Raw genomic sequence first — 14,435 nt, forward strand, 5'->3', positions numbered from 1 at the left:
TTATTGCGCGTCAAACGCTTGCCCATTGATCCCCGCACTGTCCGGCCCCATCAGGTACAAATACACCGGCATGATCTCTTCCGGCGCAGGCCGTTCGATCGGGTTTTCCCCCGGGTACGCCTGGGCCCGCATGCTGGTGCGCGTACCGCCCGGGTTGATGCTGTTAGCGCGTACCGCCGCCACGTCTTCGAGCTCGTCGGCCAAGGTCTGCATCAGGCCCTCAGTGGCAAACTTCGACACACCGTAAGCCCCCCAATACGCCCGGCCTTTACGCCCGACGCTGCTGGAGGTGAACACCACCGACGCATCCTGGGACAGCTTCAGCAGCGGCAGTAGGGTGCTGGTCAGCATGAACATCGCGTTGACGTTCACGTGCATCACGCGCATGAAATTCTCACCGGACAACTGCTCGATCGGCGTGCGTGGGCCGATGATCGACGCGTTGTGCAGCAGGCCGTCGAGGTGGCCGAATTCGTTCTCGATCATCGCGGCCAGCTCATCGTATTGATGGGGCAGGGCAGTCTCCAGGTTGAACGGAATCACCACCGGTTGCGGGTGGCCCGCGGCTTCGATTTCGTCGTAGACCTGGGCCAGGTTGGCCTCGGTCTTGCCCAGCAGCAGCACGGTCGCGCCATGGGCGGCGTAGGTTTTTGCCGCCGCCGCGCCAATCCCGCGACCGGCACCGGTCACCAGGATTATCCGGCCTTTGAGCAGTTCTGGACGTGCGGAGTAATCAAACATAAATAGCCTCGACAGAATTCAAGGTGATACAGCTCTCAATGTGGAATCCAATTCCTGTGGGAGCTGGCTTCAGTGTTTGCAGGGGCGGCAAACAATCAGCAACTGCACAGCGCGTTATCCAGCACCTTGCGCAGCTCCAGCGGGTGATCCACCACGACATCGGCGCCCCAATGACGCGGGTTGTCGTCCGGGTGGATGTAGCCGTAAGTGACCGCCGCCGTGCGGGTGCCGGCATCACGGCCGGATTCGATATCGCGCAGGTCATCGCCCACGAACAACACGCTGGCCGGGTCCAGGCCGAGCATCTTGCACGCCAGGATCATCGGCTCCGGGTCCGGCTTGCTGTGTTTCACATGGTCCGGGCAGATCAGCAGGGCCGAACGCTCGGCCAGGCCCAGTTGCTGCATGATCGGCTCGGCAAAGCGCAGCGGCTTGTTGGTGACCACGCCCCAGATCAGATGGGCCTTCTCAATGTCTTCGAGCAACTCGGCCATGCCATCGAACAGTTTGCTATGGATCGCGCAGCCCTTGACGTAGCGATCGAGGAACTCCAAGCGCAATTCTTCAAAACCTGGGGATTCCGGGTCCATGGAAAAGGTCACGGCGACCATCGCCCGCGCACCGCCGGAGATTTCATCGCGGATGTGCTGGTCGTTGATCGGCGCCAGGCCGCGGTCGGCGCGCATGGCCTGGCAGATGGCGATAAAGTCCGGCGCGGTGTCCAGCAAGGTACCGTCCATATCGAAGAGAACCGCTCGCAACTTCACAGGCTTACTCCTCGCGCAGGGTCTGGATCATGTAGTTGACATCGACATCGCTGGCCAGCTTGTAGTGCTTGGTCAGCGGGTTGTAGGTCAGGCCGATGATGTCCTTGACGGTCAGCCCGGCCTGGCGGCTCCAGGCACCCAGCTCGGACGGGCGGATGAATTTCTTGAAGTCATGGGTGCCGCGCGGCAGCAGCTTCATGATGTATTCCGCGCCGATGATCGCGAACAGGTAGGCCTTGGGGTTGCGGTTGATGGTGGAGAAAAACACCTGGCCGCCCGGCTTGACCATACGGAAGCACGCGCGGATCACCGAGGACGGGTCCGGCACGTGCTCGAGCATCTCGAGACAGGTGACCACGTCGAACTGCTCGGGCATTTCTTCGGCTAGGTCTTCGGCGGTGATCTGGCGGTATTCGACGTTGACGCCGGATTCCAGCTGGTGCAACTGGGCCACGGCCAATGGGGCTTCGCCCATGTCGATGCCCATCACGGTCGCGCCGCGCTGCGCCATGGCTTCGCTGAGGATGCCGCCGCCGCAACCTACATCCAGAACCTTCTTGCCGGCCAGGTTGACGCGCTCGTCAATCCAGTTGACGCGCAGCGGGTTGATGTCGTGCAGGGGTTTGAACTCGCTCTCGCGGTCCCACCAGCGGTGAGCCAGGGCTTCGAATTTGGCGATTTCGGCGTGGTCGACGTTGCTCATGGTGAATCCTCTAAATCTGATAAATCGGTTGGCCGTTTCTGAACGTCAGGGTTCAAAACCGGCGTTATTCGCTGTGCCCGCTGATGCGTTGGCCCCAGGCAATGGCCGTGGCGGTCAACTGTTGTTCATCCATGCAGGTCAATTGCCGGTCGTCGAGCAACTGCTTGCCGGCGACCCAAAGGTGTTTCACACAATCGCGTCCGGTGGCATATATAAGTTGTGAGACCGGATCGTAGATCGGTTGTTGCGCCAGCCCCGACAGATCGAAGGCGACCATATCCGCCGCCTTGCCCACTTCCAGCGAGCCAATCTCGCTTTCCAGGCCCATGGCCCGCGCGCCATTGAGCGTCGCCATGCGCAGGGCGCGGTGGGCATCCAGCGCGGTGGCTGAACCGGCGACGGCCTTGGCCAGCATCGCGGCGGTGCGGGTTTCGCCCAGCAAGTCGAGGTCATTGTTGCTGGCGGCGCCATCGGTGCCGATGGCCACATTGACGCCAGCCTGCCATAACCGCTCCACCGGGCAAAAGCCGCTGGCCAGTTTCAGGTTCGATTCCGGGCAATGGATGACGCTGGTGTTGCTTTCTACCAGCAAAGCCAAGTCGTCCTCGCTGATTTGGGTCATATGAACGGCCTGGAAGCGCGGGCCCAGCAGGCCGAGTCGACCCAGGCGTGCCAGGGGGCGCTCGCCGGTCTGCTCAACCGCTTGCTGCACTTCAAAGGCGGTTTCGTGAACATGCATATGAATCGCTGCATCCAGCTCCTCGGCGATTACCCGGATTTTTTCCAGGTTGTCGTCGCACACCGTGTAGGGCGCGTGCGGGCCGAAGGTGATTTTGATGCGCGGGTGGTGCTTGAGGTCGCCGAACAGCTCGACACCCTGGCGGATCGCCTCATCGGCGGTGCTGGCGCCGGGGATCGGGAAGTCGAGGATCGGAATCGCGATCTGCGCGCGCATGCCGCTGTTGTGCACGCAGTCACTGGCGACCTTGGGGTAGAAGTACATGTCGGAAAAGCAGGTAATGCCACCTTTGAGCTGTTCGGCGATGGCCAGGTCGGTGCCATCACGTACGAAGGCTTCATCGACCCACTTGGCTTCGGCGGGCCAGATGTGTTTTTCCAGCCAGGTCATCAGTGGCAAATCGTCGGCCAGGCCGCGAAACAGGCTCATCGCCGCATGCCCGTGGGCGTTGATCAGGCCGGGGCTGAGCAGCATGCCCGGCAGTTCGCGCACCTCAACGGCCGAAAGCTTCAAGGCCGCGGCCCGTGGCCCGATAAAGGCAATGCGCCCATGGCGGATGCCCAGACCATGCTCCTTGAACACCACGCCGGCAGGTTCGACAGGTACCAGCCAGGTTGGCAGCAACAACAAGTCGAGCGGGGCGGCAGTGGCGGTCATCGCAGGCTTCTTCCCAGGCAGCTATAAAAGAAGGGCGAAGTATACCCGAGCGTCCTGGCTGGCGGATCGCTATAATCGGCGGCTTTGTTCATGAGTGCGGAGTAAGGGATGCGCGATCGACTGTTGGCAGCGGAGAAAGTGAAGGCCATCAATTGGCGTGATGGCGCGCTGTACCTGCTCGACCAGCGTGCCTTGCCGTCCCGGGAAAGCTGGGTGGCCTGCGTTACGGTCGATGAGGTGGCTGCAGCCATTCGTTCGATGGTGGTACGCGGTGCGCCGGCTATTGGTATCAGTGCTGCGTATGGCTTGGTGCTGGCGGCCCGCGAGCGGATCGCCGAAGGCGGTGATTGGCAGGCCGCATGGGAAGAAGACTACGCATTGTTAGCCGATACCCGATCGACCGCGTCGAATCTGTTCTGGGCACTGAAGCGCATGCGCGACCGCCTGGACCGCGTCAAGAAGCACGCCGATCCGCTGGCGGTGCTGGAAGCCGAGGCGATTGCGATCCACGAAAGCGACCGCGAAGCCAACCTGACCATGGCCCAACTGGGCGTTGAGCTGATCCGCAAGCACCAGGGCAATGCCCAGGCAATCCTCACCCATGGCAACGCTGGCGCCCTGGCGACCGGTGGTGTCGGTACGGCCCTTGGCGTGATTCGTGCGGCCTATCTGGAAGGCATGGTCGAACAGGTTTACGCCAATGAAACCCGGCCCTGGCTGCAAGGCTCGCGCCTGACCGCCTGGGAACTGGCGGGCGAGGGCATCCCGGTGACGGTGAATGCCGACTCGGCCGGTGCACATATCCTGAAGACCAAAGGCGTGACATGGGTAATCGTCGGTGCCGACTGCATCGCCGCCAATGGTGATGTGATCGGCAAGATCGGCACCTACCAGCTGGCGGTGTGCGCGATGCATCATGGCGTGCGTTTTATGGTGGTGGCGCCGAGTTCGACGCTGGACAGGATGATGGCCACTGGCGATGACGTTGCGCTGGAAGAGCGTGATGCGGGTGAGCTGCTGGAAGTTGCGGGCCAGCGTTTCGCGGCCGATGTGACAGCTTATAACCCGGTGTTTGATGTGACGCCGGCTGATCTGATCGATGTGATCGTGACCGAGAAAGGCGTCGTTGAGCGGCCGGATACGGCCAAATTGGCCAGGTTGATGTGCCGTAAGCGGTTGCATTGAGGGCTTTGGCGCCTGTCCGATTGCTATCGCAGGCAAGCCAGCTCCCACCTTGGATAATGGTCACAGATCTACGTGTGGGAGCTGGCTTGCCTGCGATTGGCCATTTAAGTCAATAAAATCCTTGGATCCACGCTCGAAAAATAGCACCACCCCACTTCTGAGCCCCTCTCGTCCCCCTCAAGCCTGTCATCCGTCAACTTACTATGCTCCATGCGCATCAGGGGGATAGGTGCGTGGCGGCGATTGTGATAACATCCGGCGGTTTCCAGGGCTGCCCCAAGCGGTGGCCTATAACGTGCAGATCCGTGTCATAACTCGTTGATTTGTCGTAAGTCGTTGTCAGGCACTCTGCCGGCAGCGGCGAGCTTCGTTCGTCCCATATGGATGTGACGAGGTTTCACCCGAAAAAGGAATCAGGCTTCTCATGGGCGAACTGGCCAAAGAAATCCTCCCGGTCAATATCGAAGACGAGCTGAAACAGTCCTACCTCGACTACGCGATGAGCGTAATTGTCGGTCGGGCACTGCCTGATGCGCGCGATGGCTTGAAGCCCGTGCACCGGCGTGTGCTGTTCGCGATGAGCGAGCTGGGTAACGACTGGAACAAGCCGTACAAGAAATCTGCCCGTGTTGTCGGTGACGTGATCGGTAAGTATCACCCTCACGGCGACACTGCGGTGTACGACACCATCGTTCGGATGGCCCAGCCGTTTTCCCTGCGCTACCTGCTGGTAGACGGCCAGGGTAACTTCGGTTCGGTCGACGGCGACAACGCCGCGGCCATGCGATACACCGAAGTGCGCATGACCAAGCTGGCGCACGAGCTGCTGGCCGACCTGCATAAAGAAACCGTGGACTGGGTGCCGAACTACGACGGCACCGAAATGATCCCGGCGGTCATGCCAACCCGTATTCCCAACCTGCTGGTCAACGGTTCCAGCGGTATTGCCGTGGGCATGGCCACCAACATCCCGCCGCACAACCTCGGTGAAGTCATCGACGGTTGCCTGGCGCTTATCGACAACCCTGAGTTGACCGTCGATGAGCTGATGCAATACATCCCCGGTCCGGACTTCCCGACCGCCGCGATCATTAACGGTCGTGCCGGCATCATCGAAGCTTACCGCACCGGTCGCGGCCGCATTTACATGCGCGCCCGCTCGATGATCGAAGACATCGACAAAGTCGGTGGCCGCCAGCAGATCGTCATCACCGAACTCCCGTACCAGCTGAACAAGGCGCGTCTGATCGAGAAGATCGCCGAGCTGGTCAAAGAGAAGAAGCTTGAAGGCATCACCGAACTGCGCGACGAGTCCGACAAAGACGGTATGCGCGTAGTGATCGAGCTGCGTCGTGGCGAAGTGCCTGAGGTGATCCTCAACAACCTTTACGCCCAGACCCAGCTGCAAAGCGTATTTGGTATCAACGTAGTTGCACTGATCGACGGTCGCCCGCGCATCCTGAACCTCAAGGATCTGCTGGAAGCGTTTGTCCGTCACCGCCGCGAAGTCGTTACCCGCCGTACCGTATTCGAACTGCGCAAGGCCCGCGAGCGCGGCCACATCCTGGAAGGCCAGGCTGTTGCGCTGTCGAACATCGACCCGGTCATCGCCCTGATCAAAGCCTCGCCGACCCCGTCGGAAGCTAAAGAAGCACTGATCAAGATGCCGTGGGAATCCAGCGCCGTAGTGGCGATGGTTGAGCGCGCCGGCGCCGATTCGTGCCGCCCTGAGACCCTGGACCCGCAATACGGTCTGCGCGACGGCAAGTATTTCCTGTCGCCGGAACAGGCCCAGGCCATCCTCGAACTGCGCCTGCATCGCCTGACCGGTCTGGAGCACGAGAAGCTGCTGGCCGAGTACCAGGAGATTCTCAACCAGATCGGCGAGCTGATCCGCATCCTCAACAGCGCCGTGCGCCTGATGGAAGTGATCCGCGAAGAGCTGGAAGTGATCCGCGCCGAATACGGTGATGTGCGCCGCACCGAGATCCTCGATGCGCGCCTCGACCTGACCCTGGGTGACATGATCCCGGAAGAAGAGCGCGTCGTGACCATCTCCCACAGTGGCTACGCCAAAACCCAGCCATTGGCTGCGTACCAGGCCCAGCGTCGTGGTGGTAAAGGTAAGTCGGCTACCGGCGTCAAGGATGAGGACTACATCGCTCACCTGCTGGTCGCCAACAGTCACACCACGCTGTTGCTGTTCTCCAGCAAAGGCAAAGTGTACTGGCTGAAAACCTACGAAATTCCGGAAGCCTCCCGCGCCGCCCGTGGTCGCCCACTGGTCAACCTGCTGCCGCTGGACAGTGATGAATACATCAGCACCATGCTGCCGGTCGAGGAATACACCGAAGGTCACTTCATCTTCATGGCGACCGCCAAGGGCACCGTGAAGAAGACCCCGCTGGAATCCTTCAGCCGTCAACGCAGCGTGGGCCTGATCGCCCTGGAGCTGGATGAAGGCGACGTACTGATCTCCGCGGCCATCACCGATGGTGAGCGTGAAGTCATGCTGTTCTCCGACGGCGGTAAAGTAACGCGCTTCAAGGAATCCGACGTTCGCGCCATGGGCCGTACCGCTCGCGGTGTGCGCGGCATGCGCCTGCCGGAAGGGCAGAAGCTGATTTCGATGCTGATCCCGGAAGAAGGCAGCCAGATCCTCACCGCTTCCGAGCGTGGTTATGGCAAGCGTACCGCTATCAGCGAGTTCCCGGAGTACAAGCGTGGCGGCCAAGGCGTGATTGCCATGGTCAGCAACGACCGCAACGGCCGTCTGGTCGGCGCAGTCCAGGTGCTCGATGGCGAGGAAATCATGCTGATTTCCGACCAGGGCACCCTGGTACGTACCCGTGTGGCTGAAGTGTCGAGCCTGGGCCGTAACACCCAGGGCGTGACCTTGATCAAGCTGGCCAAGGACGAAAAACTGGTCGGCCTGGAGCGTGTCCAGGAACCGTCGGAAGTGGAAGGCGAAGAGCTGGAAGGCGACGAGCTTGAAGGTGAAGGCTTCGATGGCGAGGTGATCGCAGCCGGCGATGACAACGTCGACGAGCCAACCCTCGATGCAGCCGCAGACGAAGAAGAGCCGCAGGAATAAGCGGACACACAGGGGGCGGATGAAGATTCGCCCCCTTGTTGTTTGTCCGGATGGAAATGTTGATACCCAAGCAGATTCCTTGTGGGAGCGGGCTTGCTCGCTAAGGCGGACTGACATTCACTACAAATGTCGGCTGTTAGATCGCTTTCGCGAGCAAGCCCGCTCCCACATTGGATCGGGTGTCGCCTGATATGTTTGCGTGACTACCACCAGATCAGAGTGAGATTGGATGTGAGCAAGAGAGCCTATAACTTCTGTGCCGGTCCCGCGGCGCTTCCTGAAGCAGTCCTGCAGCGTGCGCAGGGTGAACTCCTCGACTGGCATGGAAAAGGCCTCTCCGTGATGGAAATGAGCCATCGCAGCGATGAGTTCGTGTCCATCGCCACCAAGGCCGAGCAGGACCTGCGCGACTTGCTGGGCATCCCATCCGACTACAAAGTGCTGTTCCTGCAAGGCGGCGCCAGCCAGCAATTCGCCCAGATCCCGCTGAACCTGCTGCCGGAAGGCGGCACGGCCGACTATATCGACACCGGTATCTGGGGCCAGAAGGCGATTGAAGAGGCCTCGCGTTACGGTCACGTCAATGTGGCGGGCACCGCCAAGCCCTACGACTACTTCGCGATTCCCGGTCAGAACGAGTGGAAGCTGTCGAAGGACGCTGCCTACGTGCACTACGTGCAGAACGAGACCATCGGCGGCCTGGAGTTCGACTGGGTGCCGGAAGTGGGTGACGTGCCGCTGGTGTGCGACATGTCTTCGGACATCCTCTCGCGCCCGATCGATGTGTCCAAGTACGGCATGATTTACGCCGGCGCGCAAAAGAACATCGGCCCGAGCGGCATCGTGGTCAACATCATCCGCGAAGACCTGCTCGGCCGTGCCCGTTCGCTGTGCCCGACCATGCTCAACTACAAGGTCGCGGCGGATAATGGCTCGATGTACAACACCCCGCCAGCGTTCGCCTGGTACCTGTCGGGCCTGGTTTTCGAATGGCTGAAAGAGCAGGGCGGTGTGGCTGCCATGGGCAAGCGCAACGAAGAGAAGAAGCGCACCCTGTACGACTTCATCGACGCCAGCGGCCTCTACAGCAACCCGATCAACCTCACTGATCGCTCGTGGATGAACGTGCCGTTCCGCCTGGCGGACGACCGTCTGGACAAACCGTTCCTGGCCGGTGCCGACGAGCGCGGCCTGCTGAACCTCAAGGGCCACCGTTCGGTCGGTGGCATGCGCGCCTCCATCTACAACGCTGTCGACATCAACGCGATCAACGCGCTGGTTGCCTACATGGCAGCGTTCGAAAAGGAACACGGCTAATGTCTGAGCAAGAACTCAAGGCCCTGCGTGTACGCATTGACAGCCTGGACGAGAAAGTCCTGGAGCTGATCAGTGAGCGCGCGCGGTGCGCGCAGGAAGTGGCACGGGTGAAAATGGCGTCCCTGGCAGAAGGCGAAGTGCCGGTGTTCTACCGGCCTGAGCGTGAAGCCCAGGTGCTCAAGCGTGTGATGGAGCGCAACAAGGGCCCGTTGGGCAATGAAGAGATGGCGCGGTTGTTCCGTGAAATCATGTCGTCATGCCTGGCGCTGGAGCAACCGCTGAAAGTGGCGTACCTCGGCCCGGAAGGCACCTTCACGCAAGCGGCGGCCATGAAACACTTCGGCCACGCGGTGATCAGCAAGCCGATGGCTGCGATCGACGAAGTGTTCCGTGAAGTGGCGGCCGGTGCGGTGAATTTTGGCGTGGTCCCGGTGGAAAACTCCACCGAAGGCGCGGTCAACCACACCCTGGACAGCTTCCTCGAGCACGACATGGTGATCTGCGGCGAAGTCGAGCTGCGTATCCACCACCATCTGCTGGTGGGCGAGAGCACCAAGACCGACAGTATCAGCCGCATCTATTCTCACGCCCAGTCCCTGGCGCAGTGCCGCAAGTGGCTGGACGCGCATTACCCGAATGTTGAGCGCGTGGCAGTCTCCAGCAATGCCGAAGCCGCCAAGCGGGTCAAGGGTGAGTGGAACTCGGCGGCCATCGCCGGTGATATGGCGGCGGGCCTATATGGCCTGACGCGCCTGGCCGAAAAAATCGAGGACCGCCCGGACAACTCCACGCGTTTCCTGATGATTGGCAGCCAGGAAGTGCCGCCGACCGGCGACGACAAGACCTCGATCATCGTCTCCATGAGCAACAAGCCCGGCGCGCTGCATGAGCTGCTGGTGCCGTTCCACGACAACGGGATTGACCTGACGCGCATCGAGACTCGTCCTTCGCGCAGCGGTAAATGGACTTACGTGTTCTTTATCGACTTCATCGGCCATCACCGCGACCCACTGGTCAAGGGCGTGCTCGAGAAAATCAGTCAGGAAGCCGTGGCACTCAAGGTGCTGGGCTCTTACCCGAAAGCGGTTTTGTGAGGCGTTAACATGAGTGGCAACTTTCTCGCCCTGGCTCAGCCGGGCGTGCAACAACTGTCGCCTTACGTTCCGGGCAAGCCTGTGGACGAGTTGGCGCGTGAGTTGAATCTGGATCCTTCCAAAATCGTCAAATTGGCGAGTAACGAAAATCCGCTGGGCCCGAGCCCTAACGTGCTCGCGGCGATTCGCGAAGAGCTGGCCGAGCTGACGCGTTATCCCGACGGCAATGGCTTTGCTCTGAAGTCGCTGCTGGCGCAGAAGTGCCGCGTCGAGCTGAACCAGGTGACGTTGGGCAACGGTTCCAATGACATTCTCGAGCTGGTCGGCCGTGCCTACCTGGCGCCGGGCCTGAATGCGGTGTTCAGCGAGCACGCGTTCGCGGTGTATCCAATTGTCACGCAGGCTGTTGGCGCGGATGCGCGCATCATTCCTGCGAAGGACTGGGGCCACGACCTGCCGGCCATGTTGGCGGCCATCGACGCCCAGACCCGCGTGGTGTTTATTGCCAACCCGAACAACCCGACCGGTACCTGGTTTGATGCTCAAGCGCTGAACGACTTCCTGCAAGACGTGCCTGAGCACGTACTGGTGGTGCTGGACGAAGCCTACATCGAATACGCCGAAGGCAGCGACTTGCCGGACGGCCTGGACTTCCTGGCGGCCTACCCGAACCTGCTGGTATCGCGCACGTTCTCCAAGGCCTATGGCCTGGCGTCGTTGCGGGTCGGCTACGGTCTGTCCACTGCGGTGGTTGCCGATGTGCTGAACCGCGTACGCCAGCCGTTCAACGTCAACAGCCTCGCGCTGGCCGCGGCCTGTGCGGCGGTTAAGGATACCGAGTACCTGGAAGAGAGCCGTCGCGTCAACGAAAGCGGCATGCTGCAATTGCAGGCAGGCTTTCGTGAGATGGGCCTGGGCTGGATTCCGTCCAAGGGCAACTTCATCTGTGTCGACCTTGGCCAAGTGGCTGCCCCGGTGTTCCAGGGTTTGTTGCGCGAAGGCGTGATCGTGCGTCCGGTGGCCAACTACGGCATGCCGAATCACCTGCGTATCACCATCGGTTTGCCGGCTGAAAACAGCCGCTTCCTGGACGCGCTGGCCAAGGTTCTGGCCCGTGGTTGATGTCACCGCATTGCAACCTGCTGTGCCTATGATCGGTCGCCTGGTGGTGGTCGGTCTGGGCTTGATCGGCGGCTCCTTCGCCAAAGGCCTGCGTGAAAGCGGGCTGTGTGGCGAAGTAGTCGGTGTGGACCTTGACCCCAAATCGCGTCAGTTGGCGGTTGAGTTGGGGGTGGTGGATCGCTGTGAAGCGGACCTGGCGCTTGCGTGCCGCGGCGCTGACGTGATCCAGCTCGCGGTGCCAATCCTGGCCATGGAGAAATTGCTCGGTATGTTGGCCGGCATGGACCTTGGTCAGGCGATCCTGACGGACGTCGGCAGTGCCAAGGGCAATGTGGTGCGTGCGGCGCAACAGGCGTTTGGCGGCATGCCGGCGCGGTTCGTGCCGGGCCATCCGATTGCCGGTTCCGAGCAGAGTGGGGTAGAGGCGTCGAATGCGCAGCTGTTCCGTCGCCACAAAGTCATCCTCACACCGCTGGAGCAAACCGACCCCGCTGCATTGGCGGTGGTGGATCGTCTGTGGCGTGAGCTGGGCGCGGATGTCGAGCACATGCAGGTTGAGCGTCACGACGAGGTGCTGGCGGCGACCAGTCATTTGCCGCATTTGTTGGCATTTGGCCTGGTGGACTCCCTGGCCAAGCGCAACGAGAACCTCGAGATATTCCGTTATGCCGCCGGCGGCTTCCGTGACTTCACGCGGATTGCCGGCAGCGACCCGGTGATGTGGCACGACATCTTCCTTGCCAATCGCGAAGCGGTGTTGCGCACCCTGGACACCTTCCGCAGTGACCTCGACGCCTTGCGCGATGCGGTCGACGCGGGGGACGGCCATCAATTATTGGGCGTGTTCACCCGCGCACGGGTGGCGCGTGAACATTTCAGCAAGATCCTGGCGCGCCGGGCCTATATGGAAGCCGCTGTGAGCGCTGATGAACTGACCTTTCTCGCCAACCCGGGGGGGAGCTTGAGCGGGCGCATTCGGGTGCCGGGCGACAAGTCGATCTCCCATCGGTCGATCATGCTCGGTTCGTTGGCTGAAGGTGTGACCGAGGTCGAGGGTTTCCTCGAGGGCGAAGACGCCCTGGCGACCTTGCAGGCGTTTCGCGACATGGGCGTGGTGATTGAAGGCCCGCACCATGGGCGTGTGACCATTCATGGCGTGGGTTTACATGGCTTGAAACCGGCGCCGGGGCCGATTTACCTCGGTAACTCTGGCACCTCCATGCGCCTGCTGTCCGGCTTGCTGGCAGCGCAGCGCTTTGACAGCGTGCTGACGGGCGACGCGTCCCTGTCCAAGCGCCCGATGAGTCGCGTGGCCAAGCCGCTGCGGGAAATGGGCGCGCTGATCGAGACCGGGCCGGAAGGGCGTCCGCCGCTGACCATTCGTGGTGGCCAGTCGTTGAAAGGAGCGGCGTATGACATGCCGATGGCCAGCGCCCAAGTCAAATCCTGCCTGTTGCTGGCGGGCTTGTATGCCGAGGGCAAGACCGCGGTGACCGAGCCCGCACCGACCCGTGACCACACCGAACGTATGTTGCGCGGCTTTGGTTATCCGGTGGCGGTGCAGGGCGCGACGGCTTCGGTTGAGTCGGGGCATTCGTTGACGGCTACCCATATAGAAGTGCCAGGGGATATCTCTTCTTCTGCGTTCTTCTTGGTGGCGGCGTCGATTGCCGAGGGTTCCGAGTTGTTGCTGGAGCATGTCGGTGTCAATCCGACGCGTACCGGGGTGATCGACATCCTGCGGCTGATGGGCGCAGATATAACGCTGGAAAACCAGCGCGAAGTCGGCGGTGAGCCTGTCGCGGACCTGCGGGTGCGCGCGGCGGCGCTGAAGGGGATCGAGATTCCCGAAGCGCTGGTGCCGTTGGCAATCGATGAGTTTCCGGTGCTGTTTGTCGCGGCGGCCTGTGCCGAGGGGCGCACGGTGTTGCGCGGGGCTGAGGAGCTGCGCGTGAAGGAGTCTGACCGTATCCAGGTGATGGCCGATGGTCTATTGGCGCTGGGGGTGAAGTGTGAACCGACCCCCGATGGGATTATCATTGACGGTGGCCTGATGGGGGGTGGCGAAGTGCATGCCCATGGCGATCACCGCATTGCCATGGCGTTCAGTGTGGCTTCCCTAAGGGCGGCGGCGCCGATTCGTATCCGCGACTGCGCCAATGTTGCTACGTCTTTTCCGAATTTTCTTACACTGTGTGCCCAAGTCGGCATCCGTGTTGCCCAAGAGGCTCAATTGTGAATATCAAAGCACCGGTGATTACCATCGACGGGCCAAGCGGTTCGGGCAAAGGCACGATAGCCGGCATCCTGGCCAAGCGCCTGGGTTGGTGCCTGCTGGATTCCGGCGCGCTTTACCGCCTGTTGGCGTTTGCCGCTCGCAACCATGGCGTCGACCTGACCAACGAAGAATCCCTGAAGCTGCTGGCCGCACATTTGGATGTGCAGTTCGTCGGCGCGACGGAAGGTCATCCCCAGCGCATCATCCTCGAAGGCGATGATGTGACCGATGATCTGCGCAACGAACAAGTCGGCTCCTGGGCGTCCCAGGTCGCCGCGCTGCCTGCGGTGCGTGACGCTCTGCTGCAGCGTCAGCGGGCGTTTCAGGAACCGCCGGGCCTGGTGGCCGATGGCCGCGACATGGGCACCGTGGTATTTCCAGAGGCGCCGTTAAAGATTTTCCTGACCGCCAGTGCCGAGGAGCGGGCTCGCCGCCGTTACTTGCAGTTGAAGGGCAAAGTCGATGGTGTTAGTCTGTCGAGTCTGCTAGATGAGATCCGTGCACGCGATGAGCGTGATACCCAGCGCGCAGTAGCCCCGCTAAAGCCGGCGGCTGATGCCATACAGCTGGATTCCACGGAGTTGTCCATCGAGCAGGTGCTGGAACGCATCATGAGCGAGATCGCTATTCGCGATATCGCCGGGTGACCAAGAAGGCCGCAGGGGACCAGTCATAGTCCTGTGGTGCTTCTTTTAATTGAAACTGACCCACACCGTCTGGGGTGTGGAGATGGGCGTA

At 61.4% G+C, this 14,435-nt stretch carries 11 protein-coding genes; 7 read left to right on the top strand and 4 right to left on the bottom strand.

Annotated elements, in window-relative coordinates; genetic code table 11:
* The 4 genes from AACY36_RS12340 to AACY36_RS12355 form a co-directional block, all read right to left on the bottom strand.
* Entirely contained in the window at positions 1-741 is a 741-nt protein-coding gene (locus AACY36_RS12340) for a YciK family oxidoreductase (RefSeq protein WP_339497161.1), read from the bottom strand.
* Positions 742-836: 95 nt separating this feature from the next.
* Positions 837-1,508 (bottom strand): N-acetylmuramic acid 6-phosphate phosphatase MupP, encoded by a 672-nt coding sequence (gene mupP / locus AACY36_RS12345; protein ID WP_339414827.1) that lies wholly within the window; start codon positions 1,506-1,508, stop codon positions 837-839.
* Positions 1,509-1,512: 4 nt separating this feature from the next.
* A complete protein-coding gene (gene ubiG, locus AACY36_RS12350) occupies positions 1,513-2,211 on the bottom strand; it encodes a bifunctional 2-polyprenyl-6-hydroxyphenol methylase/3-demethylubiquinol 3-O-methyltransferase UbiG (RefSeq protein WP_017734479.1) in 699 nt (232 codons plus the stop codon).
* 64 nt (positions 2,212-2,275) lie between these two features.
* Positions 2,276-3,607 (bottom strand): TRZ/ATZ family hydrolase, encoded by a 1,332-nt coding sequence (locus AACY36_RS12355; RefSeq protein ID WP_339497162.1) that lies wholly within the window; start codon positions 3,605-3,607, stop codon positions 2,276-2,278.
* A 108-nt stretch (positions 3,608-3,715) separates the two neighbouring features.
* Between AACY36_RS12355 and mtnA the strand changes: the two genes are divergently transcribed.
* The 7 genes from mtnA (at position 3,716) to cmk (ending at position 14,344) form a co-directional block, all read left to right on the top strand.
* The gene (mtnA, locus tag AACY36_RS12360; protein ID WP_339497163.1) at positions 3,716-4,792 is read left to right on the top strand and encodes an S-methyl-5-thioribose-1-phosphate isomerase; all 1,077 of its coding nucleotides are present in this window, start codon (positions 3,716-3,718) and stop codon (positions 4,790-4,792) included.
* A 424-nt stretch (positions 4,793-5,216) separates the two neighbouring features.
* A complete protein-coding gene (gene gyrA, locus AACY36_RS12365; protein WP_339414824.1) occupies positions 5,217-7,886 on the top strand; it encodes a DNA gyrase subunit A in 2,670 nt (889 codons plus the stop codon).
* A 231-nt stretch (positions 7,887-8,117) separates the two neighbouring features.
* The gene (gene serC / locus AACY36_RS12370; RefSeq protein ID WP_339414823.1) at positions 8,118-9,203 is read left to right on the top strand and encodes a 3-phosphoserine/phosphohydroxythreonine transaminase; all 1,086 of its coding nucleotides are present in this window, start codon (positions 8,118-8,120) and stop codon (positions 9,201-9,203) included.
* Positions 9,203-10,297, top strand: a complete 1,095-nt coding sequence (gene pheA / locus AACY36_RS12375) for a prephenate dehydratase (RefSeq protein ID WP_053132458.1) — start codon at positions 9,203-9,205, stop codon at positions 10,295-10,297. The genes serC and pheA overlap by 1 nt, the downstream gene beginning before the upstream one ends.
* Positions 10,298-10,306: 9 nt before the next feature.
* Complete coding sequence (hisC, locus tag AACY36_RS12380) at positions 10,307-11,419, top strand: histidinol-phosphate transaminase (protein WP_339456484.1); 1,113 nt, start codon at positions 10,307-10,309, stop codon at positions 11,417-11,419.
* Between the two features lie 28 nt (positions 11,420-11,447).
* Positions 11,448-13,658, top strand: coding sequence for a bifunctional prephenate dehydrogenase/3-phosphoshikimate 1-carboxyvinyltransferase (locus tag AACY36_RS12385; RefSeq protein WP_339497185.1), 2,211 nt, complete (start codon positions 11,448-11,450; stop codon positions 13,656-13,658).
* Positions 13,655-14,344, top strand: a complete 690-nt coding sequence (gene cmk, locus AACY36_RS12390; RefSeq protein ID WP_012722932.1) for a (d)CMP kinase — start codon at positions 13,655-13,657, stop codon at positions 14,342-14,344. The genes AACY36_RS12385 and cmk overlap by 4 nt, the downstream gene beginning before the upstream one ends.
* Positions 14,345-14,435 lie beyond the last annotated feature (91 nt).

The organism is Pseudomonas sp. EA_15y_Pfl1_P101 (genome assembly GCF_963970835.1).
Classification (GTDB): Bacteria; Pseudomonadota; Gammaproteobacteria; order Pseudomonadales; family Pseudomonadaceae; genus Aquipseudomonas; species Aquipseudomonas tritici.

Excerpts from the sequence above, each read along its gene's own strand:
- AACY36_RS12340 (WP_339497161.1), bottom strand. The coding sequence starts at position 741 with ATGTTTGATTACTCCGCACGTCCAGAACTGCTCAAAGGCCGGATAATC.
- ubiG (WP_017734479.1), bottom strand. The coding sequence starts at position 2,211 with ATGAGCAACGTCGACCACGCCGAAATCGCCAAATTCGAAGCCCTGGCT.
- AACY36_RS12355 (WP_339497162.1), bottom strand. The coding sequence starts at position 3,607 with ATGACCGCCACTGCCGCCCCGCTCGACTTGTTGTTGCTGCCAACCTGG.
- mtnA (WP_339497163.1), top strand. The coding sequence starts at position 3,716 with ATGCGCGATCGACTGTTGGCAGCGGAGAAAGTGAAGGCCATCAATTGG.
- gyrA (WP_339414824.1), top strand. The coding sequence starts at position 5,217 with ATGGGCGAACTGGCCAAAGAAATCCTCCCGGTCAATATCGAAGACGAG.
- pheA (WP_053132458.1), top strand. The coding sequence starts at position 9,203 with ATGTCTGAGCAAGAACTCAAGGCCCTGCGTGTACGCATTGACAGCCTG.
- hisC (WP_339456484.1), top strand. The coding sequence starts at position 10,307 with ATGAGTGGCAACTTTCTCGCCCTGGCTCAGCCGGGCGTGCAACAACTG.
- AACY36_RS12385 (WP_339497185.1), top strand. The coding sequence starts at position 11,448 with ATGATCGGTCGCCTGGTGGTGGTCGGTCTGGGCTTGATCGGCGGCTCC.